We start from the raw sequence: 26204 nt of genomic DNA, 5'->3' as shown, positions 1-26204 counted from the left end.
AGGTTGGGACAACCAGGAAAAGCTCGCCCCGCCGGCCGGATTCGGCCCTTCCTGCACCAGGTACTACGCAAATCATTTCCAGCAATCAACAAAGGATAGTAGGTTATTTTTTGTGCCGCCAAGGTTTTTTGAATCCGGCAAAGAAAAAAGCGCGACGGTCTTTTTTTCGCCACATTTTTCTATCCAATATGCTAATTGGCGATAAAAAAATGGAAATACCGCTCAGCGCGGAGGTGGCTTCGACCCGGCCAGCATGTGCCTGAACTTGCCGAGCCAGCGACCCAGCCTGGAAGACCCGGCCACCGCCGCGGGGGGCGCTGCGACATCGGCGCCGGCGGGCGGCGCCGGATTGGACGGGAGCGCCGCTGCAGGCTGCGCCACGTCCTCGACCCCGCTGGATGCATGCCGCAAGGCGTCGCCGACGGGGGCAGGCGGATACAACTCGACGCCAGGCGTGGCGGACGTGGTCGGCGGCGCTTGCGAGGAAATGGTGCGCGTAGAGGCGGTCGACGCGGCGTCTGGCGGTGCCGCTGCAGGCGCGGTGCCTGCAACTTCCCGGGCGGAGCGGGCGCCCGACGCCGGATCCGCTTGCACTGACGGGAGGGGGACGCCGCCGGCCTTCTGGTCCCGGCGCGACGCAGCGACGCTGCCCGTACCGGCATGCGCAGGCTGCGACGCGGCCGCGAGCACGTGTTCCGGCGCCGGCGCCGCACCGGCCGCAAGTACGCGGTCCTGCCCGGCAGCGCGCCCGGCGACGTCGTCCTGCACGGGCCGGCAGTCAGCCGCCGGTCCCACATCCTGCGCCGATGAAGAAGCGGCGGCAGCCGCATCGTTGCCCGCCGGCGGAACGGCAGCGGCAGCCTCGTCGTCCGCCGCGGGTGAAGCGCCATCCGCACTGCCGTCGTCCGCACCGCCGTCATCCGCGGCAGCCGGAACGCGATCGGCAGCGATCGCGTCCGCAGCGGACGAAGTGCCGCCGGCACCGCCGTCGTCCGACCTGGCAGACGCGCGCGCTGCCGATACGTCATGCGCTGCAGAAGGAGCGCCATCTGCATCACCATCATCCGCCGCGGCCGGTGCGCGCTCCGCAACCACCTCATCCGCTGCGGACACAGCCGTGTTCCCGGCCGCGTCCCCTCCAGATGCGGCGACGGCGCCGGCAGCACCGTCCGGCGCCGCCGACGCCTGGCGGCCGCCCGCATCGCCGTGCGCCGCTTGCGCATCCTGGCGCAGCGCTGCGTCCGGCGGCGCCGGCGTTGCCGGCCCCTGCTGCGGCACGGAGGATACGCCGCCCTCGCCGCTTGCCGCCACATCCGCGGACGCTTCGCCGGCCTGCCCGGCCGGGGCGGGAGCGGCGGCGGCCGGCGCCGCCACGGCGGGCACACCGGGCGGCGCCGCGGCGGCGTTCGCTGCGCCTCCGCCCGCACGTTCCTGCGCCGCCGTGCCATCGGATGCGAGGTCGCCTGGCGCTGCGTCGCCGCCGGTATTGCCGCTGGCAGACGCTTGCACATCGGCGCCCTCGCCGGCCGCGGCAGGCGCAGACGCATCGCTGCCGGCGTCAGTAGCGGCAACTGCATCCTCACCGTCGGCGGCGGCAGCCGCGCCCGCGGCCGCCGTCGCACCTGCGTCCGTGTCCGCATCTGCATCTGCATCGCCCACCGGCTCCGGCCGCCCGGCCGAGCCGGGCGGCTCGCCGGAATCCACCGAAACCGTGTCCGGCATGGCGCCTGCATCTGCGACGGCGGACGCTGCTGCGGGACCGGCCGCAGGCGTGGCGGCAGCCGCCGCGGCGTCGGCGCCGGCAATGACAGGCATCGCGCCGTCATCGGCCGCTGCGGGCAGCTCTGGCCCGAGCTCTCCGGCATCGCCGAAAACGACAGCGCCCGCCGCCTCGCCGCCCGCACCGGTTGCAGGTGAGGCAGCTTGCGCAGCGGCGGCGCCGCTCGTTTCCGCGCCCGATGGCGTGTGCATGGCATCCACGCCGGAAGCGGCTGCGGCTGCGGCTGCGGCTGCGGCTGCGGCTGCGGCACTGTCTGCGGCTGCGGCACTGGCTGCGACCGTGTCCGGCGGTATGGCACGGCCGCCGTCCTCCACCGCGCCGACAGCCTCCGCCGCGCCGGCATCCGTTGCAGCCGTGCGCCTGCCCGTTGCGGCGGACCGCGTTTCCGCGTGGGCCGCCGTGCCCGCGCCATCCGCGCCGGCAATGCCAGCGCCATCCGCAGCGGCGCCGTCCGCGGCCGCAGCGCCAGCGGCTGCCGCGCCGGGTCGGCCGGCGGGCGCGCCCGCCTCGCCGGCGCCATCCGCTCCCCTGCCCGCGGCATCGTCTCCGGCGCCCGTGGCATCGCCTGCCACGGCGGACGCTCCTGCCACACCGGCAGAGGCCGCGGACGCTCCGGGGAAAGCGCCGGCGGCCGCCGCGGTCCGGGTCGCCTCCTCGCCGTCCGCGCCGCCCGCCGGATCGGCGCCACCGTCATCGGCGGCCGCATCGGCCGATCCTCCGGCCCCGGCCGCGCCGGCAGCGGCGCCGGCATCCGCAGCCGCGATTGCCTGGGCACGCGAACCCGCCCCCGCGGCCGCGCCCGTATCCGCCTCCGCCTCAGCTCCCGCCTTCGAGCCCGCCGCCGCGCTCGCGCCGGCGGCATCCGCCCTGCCGGACGCGCCGCCATGCTTGACCACCTCGGCGTCGACGATCGCCTCGGCCTGGATGGCATCGGCGCGCGCCGCATCCACCGCGGCGCGCGCCGTTCGTACCTGCGCCTGGGCCTTGGCGATGCCGGCCTGGGCCTGGTCCTTCGACGCGTTGGAGCGGGCTTCGGCATCCCGGGCGGCGGCCGCCACCTGTTCCTGCACCGACGCGATGCCGGCGCTCACGCCCTGCTCGGCCCGGCGCGCTTCCTCGGCGCTGGCCGCGGCGGCGTCCGCCTGCGCGCGCAGCTCGGCGAGCTCCGCCTCACCCGTTGCCGGGTCGACGTCGCCCACCGTACGCGCCTGCGCCTCGGCCTCGTCCAGCGCCGCCGCCATGGCCTCGAGCGCCGCGTCCGCGTGGTCGGCCACGCCCTGGGCGTCGGCGCGCATGGCATCGAACGCCGTTTGCACCTGTGCGCCGGGCGCGGCCTCCGCCGCCAGCGCGTCGCGCTCGGCGGCAGCGCCGGTGGCCGCCTCTTCCCCGGCCGATTGCAGGTCCTGCAGCGCCTGCGCCGCACGGTCGCCGGCGTCCGCCGCGCCGGCACCCTGCTGCAAGCCGGTGCGCCAGGCATGCACATCCTCCAGCGAGGCGGCCTGCGCCGCCCGCGTCCGTACCGCCTGGAACGCGGCGCCGAAGCCGTCGGCATGGGCGGCCCAGGCCGCCGCGGGTGCGCTCATGCGACGCACGTCGAGGCCGGCGATGCCCTGCGCCGCACCGTCCAGATAGGACAAGGCGGCGTCGGCGGCCCCGCGGCCGGTCCGGCGCGCGTCGGCGCCCACCATCTCGACCCGGCGGCGCAGCGCGGCCAGCGCATCCTGCAGCGCGTCGACCGGCGTACGCGCCCGCTGCTGCGCGGCGGTAAGCGCGCCTGCCAGCGTTTGCAGGCCATCCTGCGCCGCGCCGGATGCCTGCTGCACGGCCGCCTTGCCCTGTTCCACCACCTTGCGCAGCGGACCGCCAGCGGCGTCGATCTGCGCCTGCAGCGGCGCGAAGACACGCTCCACCAGCTCCGCCAGCCGGGCGCGCAAGCGCTGGACCAGGGCCTGGCACTGCAACTGGTCCAGGCAATCCTCGGCCGCGCGGCGCACCTTGGCCAGCACCTCGTGGACGCCGGCCATGGCCAGGTCCACCGCCGCCTGCAGCGCCGGCGGCACCGCCTCGGCGGCGGCCATCACCAATGCCAGTGCATCCTGCATCTTCTGCAGCAGGGCCAGCAGCGCGTCGATCGCCTTCTGCAACAGCGCCAGCGCCTGGTCGAGCAGCGGATTCAACGCGTCCACCACGCCGATGGCCGTATCCATCAGGGCGCCGGCCTGGGCGCCGGCCGCCTGCACCGCCTTCATGGCGGCGGCGATGGTCGCATGCAGGCCGGGGATGCTTGCCTTGATGCCGACGAACAGCGTGCGCGCCAGCATCAACGGCGGCGCCTTCATCTGGTACAGGGTGCAGATCTCGATGGCGCGGGTGCACAGGTCGTCGGCCTGGTTCAACTCGCTGTCGGCGCTCAGCAGCGCACTCCTGGCCTGGTTGACGAAAGGCTGGATGGTGTCCTTTACCTGCACCAGCATGGCGATCGCCGCCGCGATCCCGGTGCGCACCGGATCGAAGCGCCCCGGCAAGGCACCCACGACCAGCTTAACCTGCTCGGCCTCCTGGCCGAGTTCGCGCATCAGTTGCGCCACCTGCGCCACGTCGTCCTCGACGGTCTCGACCACGGCGCCCAGGGCGGCGCCGACCTGGTCGACGCACGGGCCGAGCGCGTCGACCGGCGCCAGCGCCTTGCGCGCCATGGCGTCGATGTCGGCGCCCGCCGCTGCGATCGTGGCACCGACGGCGTCGGCCCGGGCGCGCGCCTCGCCCAGCGGCTGCGCCAGGAGATCGCCCAGGTGGTCGAGCTGGACGCAGCCCTGGTCGAACAGCGCCGCGCAGGCCGCGCCCTCCCGGCCCAGCGCGGCGGCGGCGGCGGCCAGCAGGCCGGCCTGGTCCTGCAGCGGCTGCAGCAGCGCAGCGGCCTTCGCCTCCAGCAGTTGCGCGCCGGCGTCGATCGCCGCGGTCGCCAGCGCGATGGCGCCGTCCAGCTCGCGCTCCAGGTCGCCCGCGCCGGCGTCCAGCAGTTCGCGCAAGGTGCGCAGCTGCGCCTGGGTCGCGTCCTGCAGCTGCCGCGCCTCGGCCAGTATGCCGTCGGCGCGGCCGCTGGCGGCCGGGTCCTGCAGCGCACGCGCCAGCGGCAGCAGTGCGGCGCCGTAGCGGTCCACCAGTGCGCCGCCCTGCGCCGCCAGCGCGGCCAGCGCCTGTCCGCGCGCCGGCAAGCCTTCGAAAAAGGCCAGGTGCGGGGCGATGTCCGGCGCCAGGCCGGCCAGTTGCGGCAGCAGCGTCGCCATGGTGCCCAGCGCGGTCCTGGCCGAGGCCACCAGGTCCTGCGCGCCGGCCGCCTGGTCGAGCAGGCGCTGCGGGATCGCCGCGGCGTCGGCGGCGAGCCGGCGCAGGTCGGCGGCGGCGTGTTCCAGCACGCCGGCGCAGGCGTCGACGATGGGTTGCGGATCGAGCAGGCCGGGAATGGCGCGCATCCTGGCGGCGATGGCCGGCAGGTCGGCCGCCAGCGCGGCGGCGCAGCCGGAAACGTCGGCGGCGAAGCCCTGTCCTTGCGCTGCGATGGCCTCGACGGCGCCGCCGACCGCGGCGGCGACGCGCCCGGGACACGGCGGCAGCACTTCCAGCGCGCGCTCGAGTACCTTCATCAGAGCCGGCCGAGGTCGGCGCCGGCCTGCGTGGAGGCGTCGCCGAGGGCGGTCCGGATCGCCGCCACCTTGCTCGGCGCCGGGTCGAGCGAGAGCGCGGCGGCGGCGACGCTGGCGGTCGCGCTTTCCACCTGGGCCAGCGACTGGTTCAGCTCGGGCAGCACTTGCGCGCCTTCGATCCTGACCTCTTCCAGCGCGGGCAGCAGGTCGGGCGTGGCGGCGACGGCGGGCGCCACCGCGCTCAGCGGCGGCAGGGCGGCGACGGCCGCCGCCGACATCGCGGCCGACGGCGCGGCCACCAGCCGGCCCGGCATGGCCCGGCGGCTGTCTTCCTCCAGCACCACGATGGCGCCGCCCACCAGCCGCGCGGCCAGCGCGTGCAGCCAGCCTTCCGCGCCGCCCGTACCGACCAGCGACGGGCCGGAACGCTGCAGCACCCATTTCAGTTCGGCGCTGGCGGCCGGCTCGCCCAGCCAGTAGCGCAGGTAGTGAAAGGCGGCGTCGGCCGACGTGAAGCGCCGCCGTGCGCCCGCCGCATGCGCCTGGCCGGCGTCGCCGTGCCGGAACAGCGCATGTCCGGCCTGGCCGCCCGCTTCGTAGAACGTGACGCGCACGGCATGGCGCCAGAGACTGGCCAGGGGATGCAGCATCGGGATCGGATTCCAAGACAATGGTTGGCCGAAAATAGCATGCCGGTTGTGTTCGTGCAATGTGGCGTAATGTGGCATATCCGCACGCCGACCGCCGTGGTTATTGCATGCCAGCAACCGGTCAGGTAGCATGAAGCGTTGAGTTTCCCAGAGAAAACAATAATGTCTTCACAGTCTGCCTTGACGAGATTCCTGGGGCTGGCAATCGGTCTTTTCCTATCGTGGAACGCGTGCGCGCAACAGGCGCCGCACAGTCCGACCCTGGACGCGGTGCGCAAGAGCGGCGTACTGCGCGTGGGCGTGAAGACCGACTTCAAACCGTTTAACTATCTCGACAGCAACGGCGAAGTGGTCGGTCTCGAAAGCGACGTGGCGGCACTGGTCGCCCAGCGCCTCGGCGTACGTTTGAAGAAGGTCAGGATCACCACCGAGAACCGCTTCCAGAAGCTGGCGCTGGGCGAGGTCGACCTCTTGATCGCCACCGTCGCCGACACCCCGGAACGGCGCAGGAGCGCCGCCGCCGTCGAACCGGGCTACAACGAAACCAGCGTCAACGTCCTGTTCGGACCGGGTCACGCGGTCGACGACTGGGGCAAGATCCGCAACCGCACGACCTGCGCGGTACAGGGCAGTTATTTCAACAAGCCGATGTCCGAGCGCTACCTGCTCAAGCTACAGACCTACAAGACCGTGCGCGACGCCCTGCTGGCGCTGCGCGACGACCAGTGTTCCGGCTTCCTGTACGCCACCGCCGTACTGCAGAACACGCTCAAGCTGCCCGAGTGGTCGGGCTACAGCATGACCTTGAGCAATGCCATCATCAAGCCGATGACGATCTTCATGGCCCGGGACGAGCGCGGCACCCGTCTCGACGTGGCGCTGGGCGACATCACGGCCGAGCTGCACCGCAGCGGCTGGCTGCTGGAAGAAAACCGCAAGTGGGGCATCACGTCGAACGAATGGCTGACCCGGCAGCACGAGCTGTGGTCGGCCACGGACGCCACAGGCAAACCGGTCTGCACCCGCGGCGCCAACGGCTTGTGGACCGCCGCCTGCCGCAGCAGCGAATACGTCGCCAGCAGCGAGGTCGGCGGCATCCAGGCGCTGGGCCTGCGCCTCAAGGAGCACTTGGGGATCGACCTGAACTTCGTCTACGACCCCTACGACCGCACCCAGTTCCTGCGCGGCGTGGCCTATACCATGATGCTGATCGCCAGCGGCATCGCGATCTCGCTGGCGCTGGGTACGCTGGCCGCCACCGCGGTGGACGCGCGCGCCGGCCTGGCGCCGCGCCTGTTGCGCGGCTTCATGGCCTACGGCCGCCTGACCCCGCCGCTGATCATGATGTACCTGATCTTCTTCGGCATCGGCGGCTGGAGCCAGCGCGAGTTCGGCGTCAAGCTGCCCGCGTTCGCCGTCGCCACCTTTTGCTCCGGCTACTACACGGCCGGACTGGTGATGCGTGCCCTGCTGGAGGCGGCGCGCCACATCCGCGGTTTCGAGCCTGCCTTCGCGCTGCGCCTGCACACCCTGTACCGCAGCGCGCACTACGCCAGCTGGCCGGTCAAGCAGGCGCTGATCAACCTGACCAAGCAGACCATGCTGGCCTCGGCCATCGCGATTCCCGAGCTGCTGAGCGCCAGCAGCCTCCTGATCGCGGAAAACGGCAACATCTTCATGACCATGACGGTGCTGCTGATCACCTTTTACCTGACTACCCGCCTGTGGACCCTGATCATCGAGCGGGTCGAACGCCTGATCCTGGCACCGCCGGCAAAGCCATGACCGATTCCCTCCACCTGCTGCTGACCTGGACGCCCTTCCTGCTGGAGGGGTTCGCCTGGAACGTCTTCATCGCCGTGTGCGCCGTGGCGCTGGGTTCCAGCCTGGGCGCGCTGCTGGCCTGGCTGCGCGTGGGCGCGCGCGCCAAGCCGGCCGCCATCGCCACCCGCATCTCCACCATCCTCGGCTCGGTGCCGACGCTGGCGCTGATCTTCTATGCGGTGTTCGTGCTGCCCAACGAGATCGTCCTCCCCGGCGCCGGCATCGTGCTGCAGGTGCCGCCCTGGGCCAAGGCGGTGCTGGGGCTGGCGGCCTCACCGCTGTCGTTCACGGCCGAAAGCCTGGTGGTTGCGTACCGTAACTACCGCAAGGGCGACATCGACGCCGCCATGCTGTTCATCCCGACCTGGATCAACGTGTTCCTGATTTCCTTCGTCGCCTCCAGCGCGGCGTCGCTGGTCGGGGTCAGCGAACTGGTCAGCCGTTGCAACACCGTCATCGCCGCCAGCGAGACCAACGTCATGGTGCCGGTGTACCTGTACTGCAGCCTGTATTTCGTGGCGACCTCGCTGCTGTTCACGGCGATGATCAACCGCCTGAAGCGGTCGCGCTTGATGGTGCGCACGCACCGCAGGATGGCGCTGGCGCATGCGGCGGCGCACGGCTGAGCGATGCGCCAGACGCAAACCGGGTTCATCCGCCCACTTACTCCGGCCTGGCATAGGCTGATTCCCAGGAACCGATAACATGCCTTCCCCAAAGCAGCTCGATCTCGACACCTACACGTGGCTCAAGACGCATGCCACGACCCCGTTCACGCCATTCGAGAGCGCGATGCTGGACGACCGCTTCCGCGCCATCGAACATTTCCAGCCGCCGCCGACCTACAACGATTGGCTAGCCGCAACCGACGTCAAGGGCAAGCTGTTCGGCACCAAATCACGCGGCGACCGGCTACAGGCGGTCGATCGAGCCTACAAGGCGTGGATCGAATATGCGGGTCCGGAAGGCATCATGCATTGGCGCAATGCCGAAAACCTGGCGAACGCCTTGGAGAAATACAGCGGCGTCGTCTATAACATGGGCAACCAAGTGTCGGGCCTGAGCCGTGACTACCGTAACGAACGCGACAACAACATGGTCATGAGCAAAACGCGCTCGCTTTGCCGATTGCTGCAAAGGCTATGCGTGGACAGCCCCGTTTCGAACGCGGCGAAACGGCGCATGGACCGGCGTGCGCTGCTGACCTTGATCGCCAACATCAAGGTCGAGTGGAGCGCGACCAGTACCGTACTGCTCGGCTTGCTCGGCATGGGGGGCAGCGCCCACAGCCTGTTGTCGAAAAGCGGTCTGGAGGAAAACATCATCCAGATCTTTCAAGACAAGGTTGTCACTTACAGCAGCATTGGCGTGGGCGTCGTCGGCACCGGCGTCGGCACCGGTGTCGCGGTATACAAACGCGAGAGCATCCAGGAGAAAGTGGCGGCGCTCCTGCAGGAAAAATGGGCGGACTTCAAGGAGTGGATGATCAAAATCTTCAGAAATCATTTTGGTCTTGAAACGGCGTCGGACCTGCTGGAAAAGGCCGCCAAGGCGTTCGCCCTGGTAGCGGCATTCGCATTGAAAGAGGTGGCCAAGTTCGCATCGGGCGGGGCCGACATCTATGCCGGCCTGCGCAGCCTCATCAGCGATGCCTGGACCCGCACCGCGCTGTCGCTGCAGCAGGCAGAGCTGGTGACCAGCGAAGGCGCGTTCGCACTGATCCGCAAGGGCATCGACGTCGGCATCCGCAACCGCCAGGTGGTCGCCGCATGGACCATCGCCAAGGGGGTCAACACGACGGTGATGGCAGCCACCGCCAGCGCGGCGGCGGGCAGCATCGCCAGCCTGGTATTGGGCGCATTCCAGATGATCTTCAAGATCGTCTACAACTATATCGAAGTCAAACGCATCAATTCGTTCATCGATGAAGCCCGGATGATGTGGGCCAAGGTCAGCAAGGCGGCGAGGTCGGAGCCGGCGGAGCCCGTCACCGTGCCCGAGGATCTCGTGCCAAAAATGACCACCGGCTACATGCCGGCGTTCAAGGCGACCTACTACACGGCCGCCGAATTCCTCGACGACGGCAAGGCCGCCTACCTCAATTTCCTGCACTCGCTGGTCGAATCCAGCCCAGTCATGGCCGCGGTCGTCATGAACTCGGACGCATTCAAGAGTGTGCACGACGTGATGCATGCCGCCACCCCGCGCAGCACCGACGACGACGTCCGCGCCGCCGACCATATCAAGTCGCTCAAGATCCAGGCAAAGCGCCTCTATAAGGAATCCGGCTTCAAGATCTTGCCGAACACGGTCCAGCTCGATGACGGGGACCAGCGCATCTTCAACGCCAGATTGAACGCGGCGCTGTTCGTCACGCCCGCCTGAAACCGGCCACTTCAGCAAGGTTCGGACAGGCCCCGGCAGCGCCGGCATGTCCACGGTGCCGGGAGGCACCATCAGGATAGTACGAGCGCGTTGCTATGCATCGTTGACCATCGAAAGGTCTTGCATCGCATTACTTTTGGCAGTATTACATTTGGAACAATACGGACGCAGGTTGAAGGCGGAATGCATGCATGCATCGTACACCTGGTTCAAGCTGGTTGCCGCCGCCAGTACACTGAGCACGGTGATGCCCTTATCGGTCAGGGTGTACCTTTCCGCCTTTCCTTCATGCATTGGCGCGCTGTTGCGTCCCGCTTTCGTGTGCAAAGGTGCGGACGTGCCGTCACGGTGGGCGGTAGCGAGTTGTCCCACGCCTGGATGATGCGTCAGATCGTAATTCAGGTTTCGCAACACCTTCAGGACGGCATGATCTCCACCGCCAGCCTGAGGCTTCGAATGGTCGATCGTGATGAGGTCCGCCGGCAGCACCAGCCCGCACTGAAAACATGGCAAGGACGCGCGCGGCCGGGCCTTCGTGGCATCGCCTTCGATATACGTAAAATCCCGTTCCCGGACATGGAAGAACTGTTGCCAATACGGGTCGTCGAGCACGCGCCTGTAGCCATTGATCGTCATGTAAGCATTGCCCAAGTCCTTCCCGATCTTTGCCAGGTCGTCGAACTTGATCGTGAAGATCTTTCGTGCATCGTGTCCGGCTGCCCTCAACTGGAACTGGTCCATCCCGAACATACCTTTTGATTTCAGGAAAACCAGCGTCGCGTTTCTTTCCTCATAAATCTGGGCACCATTACTGTTATAGACAGGAAATTTTCGTCCATCCATAGATAGCGTGCACAAGCTTTTTATCTTGGTTTCAAAGTTCACGACACGTTCAATAATTTACCTAGGGAAATATAAGTATAGTCTGGAACCATTACGGTAGGAATCTGGCGGCGACGTTCTCGCGCAACAGGGCAAACCATTTTTTTGAGAGAAACATGCGGTCGGCCCGCGTTCGCAATCGACTGCGGAACCGGTGCCAATCGGCAATATAACGGATGGCTGCGGCGCGTCTCCAGCCTGACAACCCGAGCTGCGGCAGCCGGACGCCGGCCCGATGGAGGGCTGCAAACGAGGCGGTCGGCTACGCATGTTCACGAACGTCCCCTGAGAAATTAAAAAACCATTATTATGCAAACAGCAAGGTGTCCGATGCGGACCGGTGCCCGGCATGCGTCCTGTCATGCACCGACCCACGCGACCCGGCATGCCCGAGCAATGCCGGTTCCGGATCCGAAAGAAAAATGTTGGCCATGTTGTGTCGTCGAGACTGCATCCGGATTTCTCTTTCGACCTTTCAAAACATTTTTCGGGACACCCATGACATTTGATCAGGCCAGCGTCGCGGCGCTGATGCACGGCGACCACCACGATCCCTTTTCCGTCCTCGGCATGCACCGCAACCATGGCGAACTGGTCGTGCGCGCCCTGCTGCCCGGCGCGGCCGCGGTCGACCTCATCGACGTCAAGAGCGGGCGCCGGCTGGCCGCCCTCAAGCGCATCGACGGCAGCGACGTGTTCGCAGCAAGCGTCCCGCGCCGCAAGAATCCGTTCGCCTACCGCCTGCGCGTCGACTGGGGCAGCCACACGCAGGAGCTCGACGATCCCTACCGCTTCGGGCCGCTGCTGGGCGACCTGGATGTCTGGCTGCTGTCGGAAGGAACGCACCACCGCCCCTACGAACAGCTCGGCGCCCATCCGGCCGCGATCGGCGGCGTGGCCGGCGTGCGCTTCGCGGTGTGGGCGCCGAATGCCCGGCGCGTGTCGGTGGTCGGCGATTTCAACAACTGGGACGGGCGGCGCCACGCGATGCGCGCGCGCGGCGCCTCCGGCGTGTGGGAAATCTTCGTGCCGGGACTGGCCGCCGGCGACCGCTACAAGTTCGAGATCAAGTCGCAGCAGGGCGAGCTGCTGCTGAAAGCCGACCCCTTCGCCTTCCGCGCCGAGCTGCGGCCGGATACCGCATCGCGGGTCGGCGCCTTGCCGGCGCTGGTGCCGTCCTCGAGCATGCGCCGGGCCGCCAATGCCCTGGGGGCGCCGGTCAGCATCTACGAGGCGCACCTCGGCTCCTGGCGCCGCGTGCCGGAAGACGGCGACCGCTGGCTCGGCTACCGCGAACTGGCCGAGCAGCTGGTCGCCTACGCGAAGGATCTCGGCTTCACCCACATCGAGCTGATGCCGGTCAGCGAGCACCCGTTCGACGGCTCGTGGGGCTACCAGCCGACCGGGATGTACGCCCCCACATCGCGCTTCGGCACGCCGGAGGATTTCCGGTATTTCGTCGAGACCGCCCACGCCGAGGGCATCGGCGTGCTGCTCGACTGGGTGCCGGGGCACTTCCCGGCCGATGCCCACGGCCTGGCGCGCTTCGACGGCAGCCACCTGTACGAGCATGCCGACCCGCGCGAGGGCTTTCACCAGGACTGGAACACGCTGATCTACAACTACGGACGGCGCGAAGTGCTGAACTACCTGGCGGGCAACGCCCTGTACTGGATCGAGCGCTTCGGCATCGACGGGCTGCGCGTGGATGCGGTGGCCTCGATGCTGTACCGCGACTACAGCCGCAAGGAAGGCGAGTGGATTCCCAACCGGTTCGGCGGGCGCGAGAACCTGGAGGCGATCGATTTCCTGCGCCGGGTGAACGAGGTCGTCTGCGCCGAGCGTCCCGAAGCCGTCATGATGGCGGAGGAATCGACCAGCTTTCCCAACGTGTCGCGCCCCCTGGAAATGGGTGGCCTGGGCTTTCACTACAAGTGGAACATGGGCTGGATGAACGACACGCTGCGCTACATGCAGGAAGATCCGGTCAACCGCCGCTACCACCACGACAAGATGACATTCGGGCTGGCGTACGCGTTCACCGAGAATTTCGTGCTGCCGCTGTCGCACGACGAGGTGGTGCACGGCAAGGGGTCGCTGCTGGCGCGCATGCCGGGCGACGACTGGCAGCGCTTCGCCAACCTGCGCGCCTACTACGGCTTCATGTGGGGGCATCCCGGCAAGAAGCTGCTGTTCATGGGCGGCGAATTCGCGCAGGAGCGCGAGTGGAACGCCGAGCGCAGCCTGGACTGGCACCTCCTGGAACGGCCGCTGCACGCCGGCGTCCAGCAACTGGTGCGCGACCTGAACGCCGTCTACCGGCGCTATCCCGCCCTGCACCAGCTCGACGTCGAGGCGCGCGGCTTCGCATGGATCACCCACGAAGACCGCGACAATTCGGTATTCTCCTTCATCCGCAAGGCCGCCAATGGCGACGCGGTGGTGGTGCTGTCGAACTTCACGCCGGTACCGCGCCACGGCTACCGCATCGGCGTGGACCAGCCGGGCCGCTATGCCGAGATCCTGAATACCGACGCCACGCGCTATGGCGGCAGCGGCTTGTGCAACGAACCCCTGCAGACCGAGGCGGCGGGTGCACACGGCCGTCCCTGCTCGCTCAGCCTGACGGTACCGCCGCTGGCGACGATCATGCTGGCATTGGAGCACTGAGAGATGAGTGCAACCACGACATTGCGCGCCGGCGCCGCCTATCCGCTGGGCGCGCGCTGGGACGGCCGGGGCGTGAATTTCGCCCTGGTGGCGCCGCATGCGCAAGCGGTGCAACTGTGCCTGTTCGACGCCGACGGCACGCGGGAACTGGCGCGCCTGCCCATGCCGGCCTGCGCGGACGGCGTCTGGCACGGCTACCTGGACGGCGCCGCGCCGGGACAGGTGTACGGCTACCGCGTGGCCGGCCCGTACGCGCCCGGGCGCGGCCAGCGCTTCGATGCGAACAAAGTGCTGCTGGATCCGTACGCGCGCGCGCTGGTGGGCGAATACCGCGCCCAGCCGGGCTTCCACGACGCCGGCGACAATGCCGCGGTGGCGCTCAAGGCGCGGGTGGTGCACGAAGACTACGACTGGGGCGGCGATGCGCCGCCCGCGGTGGGCGCCGCCGACACCGTGCTGTACGAGGTACATGTGAAGGGGTTTACGCAGCTGCACCCGGACGTGCCGGAAGCGCTGCGCGGCAGCTATGCCGGCATGGCGCAGCCGGCCGTGCTGGACTACCTGCAGCGGCTCGGCGTGACCACGGTCAGCCTGCTGCCGGTGCATGCGCGCGCCGACGAGCAGCGCCTGCAGCAGATGGGCCTGTCGAACTACTGGGGTTACTCCAGCATCGGCTTCTTCGCGCCCGAGCGGCGCTACTGGTCGAGCCGGCCCGGCAGCACGCCGATCGCCGAGTTCCGCGACATGGTCAAGGCGCTGCACGGACGCGGCATCGAAGTCGTGCTCGACGTGGTCTACAACCACACCGCCGAGACCGACGAGCATGGGCCGACGCTGAGTCTGCGCGGCATCGACAACCAGCTGTATTACCACCTGCGCGCCGACGATCCGGCCACGTACGAGAACTGGACCGGCTGCGGCAATTGCCTGAACCTGGCCGAACCGCGCGTGCTGCAACTGGTGATGGATTCGCTGCGCTACTGGGTCGAGGAGATGCACGTCGACGGCTTCCGCTTCGACCTGGCGCCGATCCTCGCGCGCGACGCCGCCGGGTTCTCGCGCCGCGCGGCCTTCCTGGCGGCGCTGCGCCAGGACCCCGTGCTGGCGCGGGTAAAACTGATCGCGGAACCGTGGGACATCGGTCCGGGCGGCTACCAGCTCGGCAACTTCCCGCCCGGCTGGCTCGAATGGAACGACAAGTACCGCGACACCATGCGCGCCTTCTGGCTGCGCCCTAGCGAGCCGGCGGGAGCGCTGGGCGCATTCGCGCGCCGCTTCGCCGGCTCCAGCGACCTGTTCCGCCACGATGCGCGCCTGCCCACGGCCAGCGTCAACTTCGTGACCGCGCACGACGGCTTCACCCTGCGCGACCTGGTCAGCTACGACCACAAGCACAACGAGGCCAACGGCGAACAGAACCGCGACGGCCATGCGCACAACCTGGGCTGGAACTGCGGCGTGGAAGGCGACACCGCCAATGAAGAGGTGCTGGCCCTGCGCGCGCGCCTGCAGCGGGCGCTGCTGGCGACGCTGTTCCTGTCGCAGGGCACGCCGATGCTGCTGGCCGGCGACGAGATCGGCCGCACCCAGCGCGGCAACAACAATGCGTATTGTCAGGACAATCCGCTGTGCTGGTTCGACTGGCAAGGCGCCGACCTTGCGCTGGCCGAATTCACCGGCACGCTGAGCGCGCTGCGCCGGCGCCAGCGCGCGCTGCGCCGCGCCGGCTGGTATGACGGTACGATCGGGGCGGACGGCCACCCCGACATCGCCTGGCTGAAGGCCGACGGCGGCGCCATGGACGAGGCGGCGTGGAACGGCGGCGGCGCCTGCATCGGCATCCGCATGAGTGCGCCGCCGGACGAGGCGATCGTCACCCGAGAGGACGGGCAAGCGGACGGACCGGCAGGTGCGCGGCCGGGCGGGGAGACCTGCCTGCTGCTGGTGAACGCGGAAAACCAGGCGGCCGCCGTGACCCTGCCCGCGGGCGCCTGGCGCGTCGTCATGGACAGCGCCTTTCCCGACCGGGCGCCGCGCGATGCGGACGGCACCCTGGAGGTGCCGGCGCACGCCGTGCTGCTGTTGCTGGCGGCGCCCTGGACCTGACCCTCGATTACTCTTACCACGCGCGTCATCGATCATAAAAAGCAACGGAGGCAACATGACTGAGTTCACCCAACGGCAACCCGAAAGAAGGAAGTCCTATCTCAACCACCGCCTGCCGGAACGCGCGGTCACGCTGGTGCTGGCCGGCGGGCGCGGCTCGCGCCTGCAGCAGCTGACCGACAGCCGCGCCAAGCCGGCCGTCTACTTCGGCGGCAAGTTCCGCATCATCGACTTCGTGCTGTCGAACTGCGTCAATTCCGGCTTCCGCCGCATCGGCGTGGTCACCCAGTACAAGTCGCACTCGCTGCTGCGCCACCTGCAGCGCGGCTGGAGCTTCCTGCGCGGCGACCAGAACGAATTCATCGACCTGCTGCCGGCGCAGCAGCGCGTCAACGAAGAGCACTGGTACCGCGGCACCGCCGACGCGGTCTACCAGAACGTCGACATCCTGCGTTCCTACAATCCGGAATACGTGGTGATCCTGGCGGGCGACCACATCTACAAGATGGATTATTCGCTGATGCTGCGCGACCACGTCGACACCGGCGCCGACTGCACCGTGGGCTGCATCGAGGTGCCCAAGGCGGAAGCCTCGGCGTTCGGCGTGATGGCGGTCGACACCCAGCGCAGGATCACCGACTTCGTCGAGAAACCGGCCGATCCGCCCACCATGCCGGGCAAGCCGGACACCACGCTGGCAAGCATGGGCATCTACATCTTCAATGCGGAGTACCTGTACAAGCTGCTGGAAGACGACATCGCCCTGCCCGAATCGAGCCACGACTTCGGCAAGGACATCATCCCGCGCGTGGTGGCCGAGGGCGGCGCGGTGGCGCATCCGTTCAGCATGTCGTGCATCCCGAACGGCGACGGCGTGCCGGCCTACTGGCGCGACGTCGGCACCGTCGACGCCTTCTGGTCGGCGAACCTGGACCTGGCCTCGATCTCGCCGGAACTCGACATCTACGACGCCGACTGGCCGATCTGGACCCACCAGGCGCAGCTGCCGCCCGCCAAGTTCGTGCACGACACCAGCGGCAAGCCCGGCATGGCGGTCAACCTGCTGGTCTCGGGCGGCTGCATCGTGTCCGGCTCGCACGTGTCGCAATCGGTGCTGTTCTCGAACGTGCGGGTGCACTCGTACTGCCACATCGACCAGGCGGTGATCCTGCCGAATTCCGAGATCGGCGAAGGCTGCCGCCTGAGCAGGGTCGTGATCGATCGCGGCTGCAGGATTCCCGCCGGGATGGTCATCGGCGAGGATGCCGAACTGGACGCGCAGCGCTTCCACCGCAGCGCCAGCGGGGTCGTGCTGGTGACCAAGGACATGCTGAACAAACTTTGAACGGATAGCCGGACACGAAAATCATGATGCGCGTTCTACACGTTTGTACCGAAATTTATCCGTTGCTGAAAACCGGCGGCCTGGCCGACGTGGCGGCGGCCCTGCCGGCCGCGCAAGTCGAGGCGGGCGGCGATGCGCGCGTGCTGGTGCCGGGCTTCCCGGCCCTGCGCGCCGGCGTCGCCGGGCAGGAACTGGTAGCCGAGCTGGCGCCGGCGTTCGGCGCCGGGCCGATCCGCTTGTATTGCGGCACCCTGCCCGGCAGCGCCGTCCCTGCGTACGTGATCGACGCGCCGGAACTGTACGACCGGCCCGGCAATCCGTATGCCGACGCCGGCAACCGGCCCTACGCCGACAATGCCCAGCGCTTCGCGCTGCTGGGCTGGATCGCGGCGCAGCTGGCGCAGGGACTGGACCCGGCCTGGCAGCCGCAGGTGGTGCACGCGCACGACTGGCATGCCGGGCTGGCGCCGGCCTATTTGAAGGCGGCCGAGCAGGCGGGCGGGCGGCGCCTGGCCGGCAGCGTGCAGACCATCCACAACCTGGCCTACCAGGGCAACTTCCCGAGCCACGTGTTCGGCTACCTGCGCCTGCCCGCCCACTTCTTCGACATCGAGGGCATCGAATTCCACGGCCAGTGCTCGTTCCTCAAGGCCGGGCTGTACTTCGCCGACAAGATCACCACGGTGAGCCCGACCTATGCGCGCGAGATCCAGCACGCCGAGCAGGGCTGCGGCCTGGACGGCCTGCTGCGCACGCGCGCGCACGACCTGGCCGGCATCCTGAACGGGGTCGACGACGCGGTATGGAACCCGGCGACGGATGGGCTGATCGCACGGCACTACACGATCGGGTCGCGCGCCGGCAAGCTGGCCTGCAAGAACGCGCTGCAGCGCGAGGCCGGCCTGGCCATCCGCGACGACGGCCCGCTGTTCGTCGTGGTCAGCCGCCTGACCGAGCAGAAGGGCCTGCACCTGGTGCTGGCGGCGCTGCCCGAGATCGTGCGGCGCGGCGGCCAGATCATGCTGCTCGGCAGCGGCGACGCGGTGCTGGAAAGCGCCTTCGCCGCCGCCGCCGCCGCCCATCCGCAATCGGTGGCGGTGCGCATCGGCTACGACGAGGACCTGGCGCACCGCCTGGTCGCGGCCGGCGACGCGATCCTGGTGCCGTCGCGCTTCGAGCCCTGCGGCCTGACCCAGTTGTACGGATTGAAATACGGCGCCCTGCCGCTGGTGAGGCGCGTGGGCGGTCTGGCCGATACGGTGGTAGATTGCTCGCTTGAAAACATGGGTGACGATCTGGCAACCGGTTTCGTGTTCGACAGCTTCGACGAAGCCGGCATCGAAGCCGCCCTGCGCCGCGCCTTCGCGCTGTACGCGCGCGGCGCCGACTGGGATGCGGTGCAGGAGCGCGGCATGCGCCAGCAGTTCGGCTGGGATACGGCGGCGGCACAGTATGCCGCGCTGTACCGGCAGATCGCCACCTGAACCCACGAAGAACACGACGGCCCACGCGGCCGATCATCACCACGGACCGCACGGAATCAATGAATCTCACCGACCTCAAGCAAGACGACGCCGCCGACGGCGTCGCCACCCTCAAGCGTTCGATCGCCAGCAAGCTGACGTACACGATGGGCAAGGACCCGGCCGCGGCGCAGCCGCAGGACTGGCTGCACGCCACCGCCCTGGCGGTGCACGACCGCCTGCTGGAACGCGGCATGCAGACCGAGGCCGCGCAGGCGCGCCAGGACGCCAAGCGCGTCTATTACATGTCGATCGAATTCCTGATCGGCCGCAGCTTCACCAATGCCCTGCTGGCGCTGGGCATCCAGGGCGACGTGCGCCAGGCGCTGGTCGAACTGGGCGTCGACGTCGCGCGCCTGCCCGACCTGGAACCGGATGCCGCCCTCGGCAACGGCGGCCTGGGCCGGCTGGCGGCCTGCTTCCTCGATTCGATGGCCACGCTCGGCCTGGCCGGCATGGGCTACGGCATCCGCTACGACTACGGCATGTTCAAACAGCGCATCGTCGACGGCCGCCAGGTGGAGACGCCGGATTACTGGCTGGCGCGCGGCAACCCGTGGGAAGTGGCGCGGCCGGACGTGCAATACCGCGTGCGCTTCGGCGGCCGCGTGGAGGCGGACGGCGAGCGCATGAACTGGGTCGACACCCACGACGTGCTGGCCATGGCCTACGACACCATCGTGCCCGGCTACGCCACCGACGCCACCAACACCCTGCGCCTGTGGTCGGCCAGGGCCGACCGGGAATTCGACCTGGCCGCCTTCAACGGCGGCAACTACGTGGCCGCGGTGGAAGCCAAGAACGGCGCCGAGAACATCTCGCGCGTGCTGTACCCGGACGATTCTACGCTTGCCGGACGCGAACTGCGCGTGCGCCAGGAATACTTCTTCTGCGCCGCCAGCCTGCAGGACATCGTCGGGCGCTTCCTGGCCAAGTACGACGATCTCGACCTGCTGCCCGAGCACGTCGCCATCCACCTCAACGACACCCACCCGGTGCTGGCGATTCCCGAGCTGATGCGCATCCTGATCGACGAGCAGGGGCTGCCGTTCGCGCGCGCCTGGACCATCGTGCAGAAGGTGTTCTCGTACACCAACCACACGCTGATGCAGGAAGCGCTGGAGACCTGGCCGGTCGACATGCTGGGCCGGCTGCTGCCGCGCCACCTGCAGCTGATCTTCGACATCAACGCCATCTTCATCGAGAGCATCACCGAAGAGTACGGCGCCGACGTCGACCTGATGCGGCGCGTATCGCTGATCGACGAGCACGGGGAACGGCGCGTGCGCATGGGCTACCTGGCGGTGGTGGCCAGCCACAAGGTCAACGGCGTGTCGGCGCTGCACTCGGACCTGATGAAGCAGTCGATCTTCGCCGACTTCGCGCGCATGTATCCGCAGCGCTTCAACAACAAGACCAACGGCATCACGCCGCGGCGCTGGCTGTCGCAGGCCAACCCGGCGCTGTCGGCGCTGATCGACGAGCGCATCGGCCGCGGCTGGCGCCGCCACCTCGAACAGCTGGCCGGCCTGCGCGAGAGCGCCGCCGACCCGGTGTTCGGCCTGCGCTTCCGCGCGGCCAAGCTGGTCAACAAGCAGCGCCTGGCGCAGTACGTGCAGGAACACCTCGGCTTGACGCTGGATCCGACCTCGCTGTTCGACGTGCAGGTCAAGCGCATCCACGAATACAAGCGCCAGCTGCTCAACGTGCTGCACGTGATCACGCGCTACAACCGCATCGTCGCCGATCCGCACGCCGACTGGGTGCCGCGCACCGTGGTGTTCGCCGGCAAGGCGGCTTCGGCTTACCACATGGCCAAGCAGATCATCAAGCTGATCAACGACGTCGCCACGACCGTCAACAACGACCCGCGCGTGGGCGACAAGCTGAAGGTGGTGTTCATCCCGAACTACAGCGTCAGCCTGGCCGAAATCATCATGCCGGCGGCGGACCTGTCGGAACAGATCTCCACCGCCGGCACCGAAGCCTCGGGCACCGGCAACATGAAGTTCGCGCTGAACGGGGCGCTCACCATCGGCACCCTGGACGGCGCCAACGTCGAGATGCGCGAAAGCGTCGGCGCGGACAATATCTTCATCTTCGGCAATACCACCGAGCAGGTGGATGCGCTGCGCGCGCAGGGTTACCGGCCGGGCGCGATCGTCGAGCAGGACGCCGAACTGCGGCAGGTGCTCGAACAACTGCGCGACGGCGCCTTTTCGCCGGACGACAAGGGCCGCTTCCAGTCCATCTACGACGTGCTGGTGCAATGGGGCGACCACTACCTGCTGCTGGCCGACTACGCCGCCTACGTCGCCGCCCAGGACCAGGTCGACCGGTTGTACCGCCAGCCCGAGGAGTGGACGCGCAAGGCGATCCTCAACGTGGCCGGCATGGGCGGCTTCTCGTCCGACCGCACCATTGCCGAGTATGCCGAGGATATCTGGCATGCGCGCCCGGTCGACCTGGCACCGCCGCCCGAGCGCCGCGGCGGCGACCGGCGCGCGCCGGATGTCAGCGGTGCCTGAGTCGTAGGGTGGACGGGGGCGCCTAGCCGGCTTCGCCGTCCACGCGTTCAACGGTGCATGCGTTGGTTGAACGGGTGGACGGGAAACCCGTCCACCCTACGTCACGGTGCCGTACCAGGCGCCGTAAGGCGGCAACGTTATCCGTGCACCTTTGCGCGTGCCCGGCAAGCCGTGATCATCGCTCTCCCTGGCATCGGCGGCATCCGGCCACGCAAACGATACGTCCCGATCCGACAGGTTGAACGCGGCCAGCATGTCCGGCGCATCCCCCTCCTTGCCCAGGCTGCGCCGCAACGCCAGCACCGGCTCCGGCGCATCGAAAAAGGCGATGTCGCCGCGCGTGAGCTGCGGCTGGCGGCGGCGCCAGGCGATGAAGCGGCGCGCGAACTGCAGCGGCGAATCCGCATCCTCCTCCTGGCGCGAGACCGCCATGGCCAGGTGCGGCGCCGCCACCGGCAGCCACGGCGTGCCGGCCGTGAAGCCGGCGTTCGGCGCCTCGTCCGTCCATGGCATCGGCGTGCGGCAGCCGTCGCGGCCCTTGAATTCGGGCCAGAAGGCGATCCCGTACGGGTCCTGCAGCAGTTCGTAGGGCACGTCGGCCTCGGTCAGCGCCAGCTCGTCGCCCTGGTACAGGCAGGGCGTGCCCTTGAGCGACAGCTGCATCGCCAGCACCAGCCTGGCCAGCGCCGGCGCGGGGTCGGCGCCGCCCCAGCGCGTCATCACGCGCACGCTGTCGTGGTTGGCCACCGGCCACGAGGCCCAGCCGCCGCGCACGCGCGCCTCGAATTGCTCGACCTGGGTGCGCACGTGCGCCGCCGAGAAATCCGGCGTGAGCAGGTTGAAGCTGTAGGCCATGTGCAGCTTGTCGCCGCCCGAGGTGTAGTCGGCCATCACGGCCAGCGCATCGTCGGCGCCCACCTCGCCGATCGAGATGGCGCCGTATTCGTCGAGCAGCGCGCGGATGCGGCGCAGGAAGTCGAGGTTTTCCGGCCGGGTCTTGTCGTACAGGTGGGCCTGCATGCCGTACGGGTTGACGTCGGTCGCCATCATGTTGTCGGCGCGGGTGGCGGGCGGATTGCTGCGCAACTGGCGGTCGTGGAAGTGGAAGTTGCAGGCGTCCATGCGCACGCCGTCCACGCCGCGCGCCAGCCAGAAACGCAAGGCGTCGAGCTGGGCCTGCTGCACCTCGGGGTGGTGGAAATTCAGGTCCGGCTGCGAGGCCAGGAAGTTGTGCAGGTAGTACTGGCGGCGGCGGCTGTCCCACTGCCACGACGAGCCGCCGAACACCGACAGCCAGTTGTTGGGCGGATTGCCGTCGGCGCGCGGGTCGGCCCACACGTACCAGTCGGCCTTCGGATTGGCGCGGCTGGCGCGGCTTTCGACGAACCACGGGTGGCTGTCGGCGGTGTGCGACATCACCTGGTCGATCATGATCTTCAGCCCGAGTTCATGGGCGCGCGCCACCAGCCGGTCGAAGTCGGCCAGCGTGCCGAACAGCGGATCGACGTCGCAATAGTCCGAGATGTCGTAGCCGAAGTCCTTCATCGGCGAGGTGAAGAACGGCGACAGCCAGACGATGTCGACGCCGAGGCCGGCGATGTAGCCGAGCTTTTCGGTGATGCCGGGCAGGTCGCCGACGCCGTCGCCGTCGGTGTCCAGGTAGCTGCGCGGATAGACCTGGTAGATGATGGCTTCGCGCCACCAGGGCGTGGTGTTGTCGGCTGGGGTCGTGCTCACACTGGGTCCGTTCGTAATGGTAGGAAACATCAAGGATTGCATGCCGGTGTGCTGCAAGGCGCACGTTATGTGCCGGCATCCAGTATTCCATAGCCAATTAAATACCAGTTTTTTGCGCACCAGCTTGCACAGGCGCTTTCAGGATGCCGACCCCGTCGACAACGCGGCCGATGATAATACCTGTTAGATACCGGTTGACAAGCAATCCGGCCCTTACTATAGTTGCCCGGCAAGGCATGCGCCGAACGCGTCCGCGTTCCCGGCCGCTGCCGCCAGCCATTTCATCCGAGGAGAACAGCGTGACCTCACTGATGCTCGAAGAAGCCCTGTCCGCCGCCGACCGCGTCGCCCTGCAGCTGTCCGAAGACGCCGGGCGCTATGCGCAACTGGGCCGCCACCTTCGCGCCACGCCCTTCCACAACGCGGTGACGGTGGCGCGCGGCAGCTCGGACCACGCCTGCGGCTACCTGGCCTACCTGATCATGGCGCGACTGGGCCGGCTGGTGACCTCGCTGCCGATGTCGCTGCTGACGCTGTACAAGGCGCCGCTGCGCTGCGAGGGCCTGCTGGCGCTCGCGGTGTCGCAGTCCGGCCAGAGTCCGGACGTGGTCGAGCCGATGCGCTACTTCCGCGCCGGCGGCGCCACCACGGTGGCGCTGGCCAACGACATCGCGTCGCCGCTGGCCGCGGCCGCGGAATGGGCGCTGCCGCTGCGCGCCGGCAGCGAGCGCAGCGTGGCCGCCACCAAGAGCTTCATCGCCAGCCTGGTCGCGGGCGCGCGCCTGGTGGCCGAGTGGCAGCAGGACGCCGCGCTGCAGGCCGGCCTGGCGGCCCTGCCCGACGCCCTGCGGCGCGCTGCCCGAGCGGACTGGTCGGCCGCCATCGAGGTGCTGGCGCCGGCGCGCAACATCATGGTGGTCGGGCGCGGCATCGGCTTTCCGGTGGCGCTGGAAGCGGCGCTGAAATTCAAGGAAACCTCGGCGCTGCAGGCCGAGGCCTTTTCCGGCGCCGAGATCAAGCACGGCCCGATGGCGCTGATCGAGGATGGCTACCCGCTGCTGATCTTCGCCACGCGCGGTCCGGCCCAGGCCGGCCTGGTGACGCTGGCCGACGAGATGCGCGGGCGCGGCGCGCGCGTGCTGCTGGCCGCGCCGCCGGACGTGGCGGGACGCGACCTCGACCTGCCGCCGGCCGCCCACCCCGACCTCGACCCGATCGTGGCGATCCAGGCCTTCTACGTGATGGCGGCGCACCTGTCACGCGCGCGCGGCATGGACCCGGACCAGCCGCGCCACCTGAGCAAGGTGACGCGGACCAGCTAGATCGTCCGCTTCAGTTCCTGCAATCCGGCGCCCTTCCTGCGATACAGGTCCGGCGCCCGGTGCTGCCCGCCGGTGCGCCGCTGCCCGGTCGGCTCGATCATGCCTTCGTCCAGCACCTTCTTGCGGAACGCCGCGATGTTGGTGTTCGAACCCGTCACCTGCTCGTACACCGCATGCAGTTCGGGAAGCGTGAACGCCTGCGGCAGCAGGAAGGTCAGCAGCGACGAATAGGTCGACTTGCCGCGCAGGCGCCGGATCGCCATGGCGGCGATCGCATCGTGGTCGAACGGCAGCTTCGGCAGAGCGTCCACCGGCACGAATTCCAGCCCCTCGATGTGCGTCGCTTCCAGTACCTGCTGCGGCACCAGCGAGTAATAGGCCACCGAGAGCGACCAGCGGCGCGGATCGCGCAGCCGGCCCGAGAAGGTGTACAGCTGCTCCAGGTAGGGCGGATCGATGCCGAGCTTGGTGCGCACGACGCGGCGCGCGGCATCCTGCGCATCCTCGTCCTCGTCGACGTGGATGACGCCGCCCGGCAGCGCCAGGGCGCCGCAATACGGCTCGTCCCGGTTCCTGCGCGTCGCCAGCAGCAGCGCCAGGCGCCCTTCGCGGATGGTGAACAGCGCCACGTCGACCAGCGCCAGCGGGTCCGGATAGTGTTTCATGATGATTGCAGGTTGCGATGAACGCCGCGATCATACGCCAGCGCGTCGCGCTTGCCACGAACAAGCAGCGCCATCTCTGTTAGTTGTTTATTGCATTTTACGCTTAACATGCTAAGATGAATGCATCGATGCGGCAACGGCACGCCTGACCGCACGACAGCGCCGGCGCATGTCGCTTCGCCGGACTGCCGCTCACGCAAAGCGACATTCACCGTCAAGGAGAACATCATGGGATCGGCACGTTGGGACGCAGACGACTGGAAACGCGCGTCGGCAAGAACGGTCGGCAAGCGGACCGAGGACATCTTCACCGCGGCCGGCATGCACCCGGCCCTGAATCCGTACGGCGTCGAGCGCGAGTCGTGCGATTCCGCGCTCAACCCGGCGTCGAACGCGATCATCATCGGGCTGGACGTGACCGGTTCGATGGGCATCATCGCCGACGCCATGGCACGCGAGGGCCTGGGCACGCTGGTCGAGGAAATCCTGCAGCGCCAGCCGGTGACGGACCCGCACATCCTGGCCTGCGGCATCGGCGACGCCTATTGCGACGAGGCGCCGCTGCAGGTGACGCAGTTCGAAGCCGACATCCGCATCGCCGACCAGCTCAAGATGATCTGGCTGGAAAAAGGCGGCGGCGGCAACCGCCACGAGAGCTATCACCTGCCCTGGTATTTCGCCGCCCAGCACACGCGCATCGACTGCTTCGAACGGCGCGGCAGGAAGGGTTACCTGTTCACCGTCGGCGACGAGGAACCGCCGGAAGAACTGCTGGCCGCGCACGCCGCCGCCATCTTCGGCGATACGCTGCAGCGCGACCTGTCGGTGCGCGAACTGCTGGCGCTGGTCTCGCGCAGCTACCACGTGTTCCACGTCGTGGTCGAGGAAGGCAACTACGCCCGCTCGCACCTGCCGCGCGTGCTCAAGAAGTGGAATGCGCTGCTCGGCCAGCGCGTGCTGCGCCTGAAGGATTACCGCAGGCTGGCCGAGGTGGTGGTGTCGGCGATCGAGGTCAACGAGGGGCGCGACCGCGACAGCGTGGCCAGGAGCTGGCCGGGCGACACGGCCGCGGTGGTGGCGCATGCGCTGGGCGCGCCGGCGGCCGGCCCGGTCAGGGCGCTGCTCGGACGGGTGGGGTTCTAG

Annotated in this window: 16 protein-coding genes; 10 read left to right on the top strand and 6 right to left on the bottom strand. The window is 68.6% G+C overall.

The window, feature by feature from the left end; genetic code table 11:
• Positions 1-222 precede the first annotated feature (222 nt).
• Both HH212_RS17240 and HH212_RS17235 read right to left on the bottom strand, forming a co-directional pair.
• Positions 223-5424, bottom strand: coding sequence for a hypothetical protein (locus tag HH212_RS17240; protein ID WP_170203593.1), 5202 nt, complete (start codon positions 5422-5424; stop codon positions 223-225).
• Positions 5424-6074 carry a hypothetical protein gene (locus HH212_RS17235; RefSeq protein WP_170203592.1) on the bottom strand — a complete coding sequence of 217 codons (651 nt, stop codon included), beginning with the start codon at positions 6072-6074 and terminating at the stop codon, positions 5424-5426. The genes HH212_RS17240 and HH212_RS17235 overlap by 1 nt, the downstream gene beginning before the upstream one ends.
• A gap of 180 nt (positions 6075-6254) precedes the next feature.
• On the opposite strand from HH212_RS17235, the gene HH212_RS17230 reads away from it, so the two are divergent.
• From HH212_RS17230 to HH212_RS17220, 3 genes are all read left to right on the top strand, one after another.
• Positions 6255-7859: a transporter substrate-binding domain-containing protein gene (locus HH212_RS17230; RefSeq protein ID WP_229217321.1), complete on the top strand. Its 1605-nt coding sequence runs from the start codon at positions 6255-6257 to the stop codon at positions 7857-7859.
• Complete coding sequence (locus tag HH212_RS17225) at positions 7856-8524, top strand: ABC transporter permease (RefSeq protein ID WP_170203589.1); 669 nt, start codon at positions 7856-7858, stop codon at positions 8522-8524. Before HH212_RS17230 ends, HH212_RS17225 begins: the two co-directional genes overlap by 4 nt.
• 79 nt (positions 8525-8603) lie before the next feature.
• The gene (locus HH212_RS17220) at positions 8604-10283 is read left to right on the top strand and encodes a hypothetical protein (RefSeq protein WP_170203587.1); all 1680 of its coding nucleotides are present in this window, start codon (positions 8604-8606) and stop codon (positions 10281-10283) included.
• A 93-nt stretch (positions 10284-10376) separates the two neighbouring features.
• Here HH212_RS17220 and HH212_RS17215 read toward each other — a convergent pair whose 3' ends face one another.
• Entirely contained in the window at positions 10377-11168 is a 792-nt protein-coding gene (locus HH212_RS17215) for a hypothetical protein (protein ID WP_170203585.1), read from the bottom strand.
• Positions 11169-11663: 495 nt separating this feature from the next.
• Here HH212_RS17215 and glgB point away from each other — a divergent pair, with 495 nt between their 5' ends.
• From glgB to HH212_RS17190, 5 genes are read left to right on the top strand one after another with little or no spacing between them, the layout of a single operon-like run.
• Positions 11664-13835 carry a 1,4-alpha-glucan branching protein GlgB gene (glgB, locus tag HH212_RS17210; protein WP_211172355.1) on the top strand — a complete coding sequence of 724 codons (2172 nt, stop codon included), beginning with the start codon at positions 11664-11666 and terminating at the stop codon, positions 13833-13835.
• A 3-nt stretch (positions 13836-13838) separates the two neighbouring features.
• Entirely contained in the window at positions 13839-15941 is a 2103-nt protein-coding gene (glgX, locus tag HH212_RS17205) for a glycogen debranching protein GlgX (RefSeq protein WP_170203584.1), read from the top strand.
• 55 nt (positions 15942-15996) lie between these two features.
• Entirely contained in the window at positions 15997-17286 is a 1290-nt protein-coding gene (gene glgC / locus HH212_RS17200) for a glucose-1-phosphate adenylyltransferase (protein WP_170203582.1), read from the top strand.
• A 20-nt stretch (positions 17287-17306) separates the two neighbouring features.
• Positions 17307-18770, top strand: coding sequence for a glycogen synthase GlgA (glgA, locus tag HH212_RS17195; protein WP_170205497.1), 1464 nt, complete (start codon positions 17307-17309; stop codon positions 18768-18770).
• Positions 18771-18829: 59 nt separating this feature from the next.
• Positions 18830-21337: a glycogen/starch/alpha-glucan phosphorylase gene (locus HH212_RS17190; protein WP_170203581.1), complete on the top strand. Its 2508-nt coding sequence runs from the start codon at positions 18830-18832 to the stop codon at positions 21335-21337.
• A gap of 96 nt (positions 21338-21433) precedes the next feature.
• Here HH212_RS17190 and HH212_RS17185 read toward each other — a convergent pair whose 3' ends face one another.
• Entirely contained in the window at positions 21434-23104 is a 1671-nt protein-coding gene (locus tag HH212_RS17185) for an alpha-glucosidase (protein WP_170203580.1), read from the bottom strand.
• Positions 23105-23385: 281 nt separating this feature from the next.
• Between HH212_RS17185 and HH212_RS17180 the strand changes: the two genes are divergently transcribed.
• Positions 23386-24396: an SIS domain-containing protein gene (locus tag HH212_RS17180; RefSeq protein WP_211172530.1), complete on the top strand. Its 1011-nt coding sequence runs from the start codon at positions 23386-23388 to the stop codon at positions 24394-24396.
• On the opposite strand, the gene HH212_RS17175 is transcribed toward HH212_RS17180, so the two are convergent.
• Together HH212_RS17175 and HH212_RS17170 are read right to left on the bottom strand one after the other, a co-directional pair.
• Positions 24393-25061 (bottom strand): NUDIX hydrolase, encoded by a 669-nt coding sequence (locus HH212_RS17175; protein ID WP_170203578.1) that lies wholly within the window; start codon positions 25059-25061, stop codon positions 24393-24395. The two genes, HH212_RS17180 and HH212_RS17175, sit on opposite strands and share 4 nt — an antisense overlap.
• Positions 25058-25291, bottom strand: a complete 234-nt coding sequence (locus HH212_RS17170) for a hypothetical protein (RefSeq protein ID WP_170203577.1) — start codon at positions 25289-25291, stop codon at positions 25058-25060. Before HH212_RS17170 ends, HH212_RS17175 begins: the two co-directional genes overlap by 4 nt.
• On the opposite strand from HH212_RS17170, the gene HH212_RS17165 reads away from it, so the two are divergent.
• Positions 25290-26204, top strand: coding sequence for a hypothetical protein (locus HH212_RS17165; protein ID WP_170203576.1), 915 nt, complete (start codon positions 25290-25292; stop codon positions 26202-26204). The two genes, HH212_RS17170 and HH212_RS17165, sit on opposite strands and share 2 nt — an antisense overlap.

Source organism: Massilia forsythiae (assembly GCF_012849555.1).
GTDB classification, from domain to species: domain Bacteria; phylum Pseudomonadota; class Gammaproteobacteria; order Burkholderiales; family Burkholderiaceae_D; genus Telluria; species Telluria forsythiae.
This window is presented reverse-complemented; position numbering and strand designations above follow the sequence as displayed.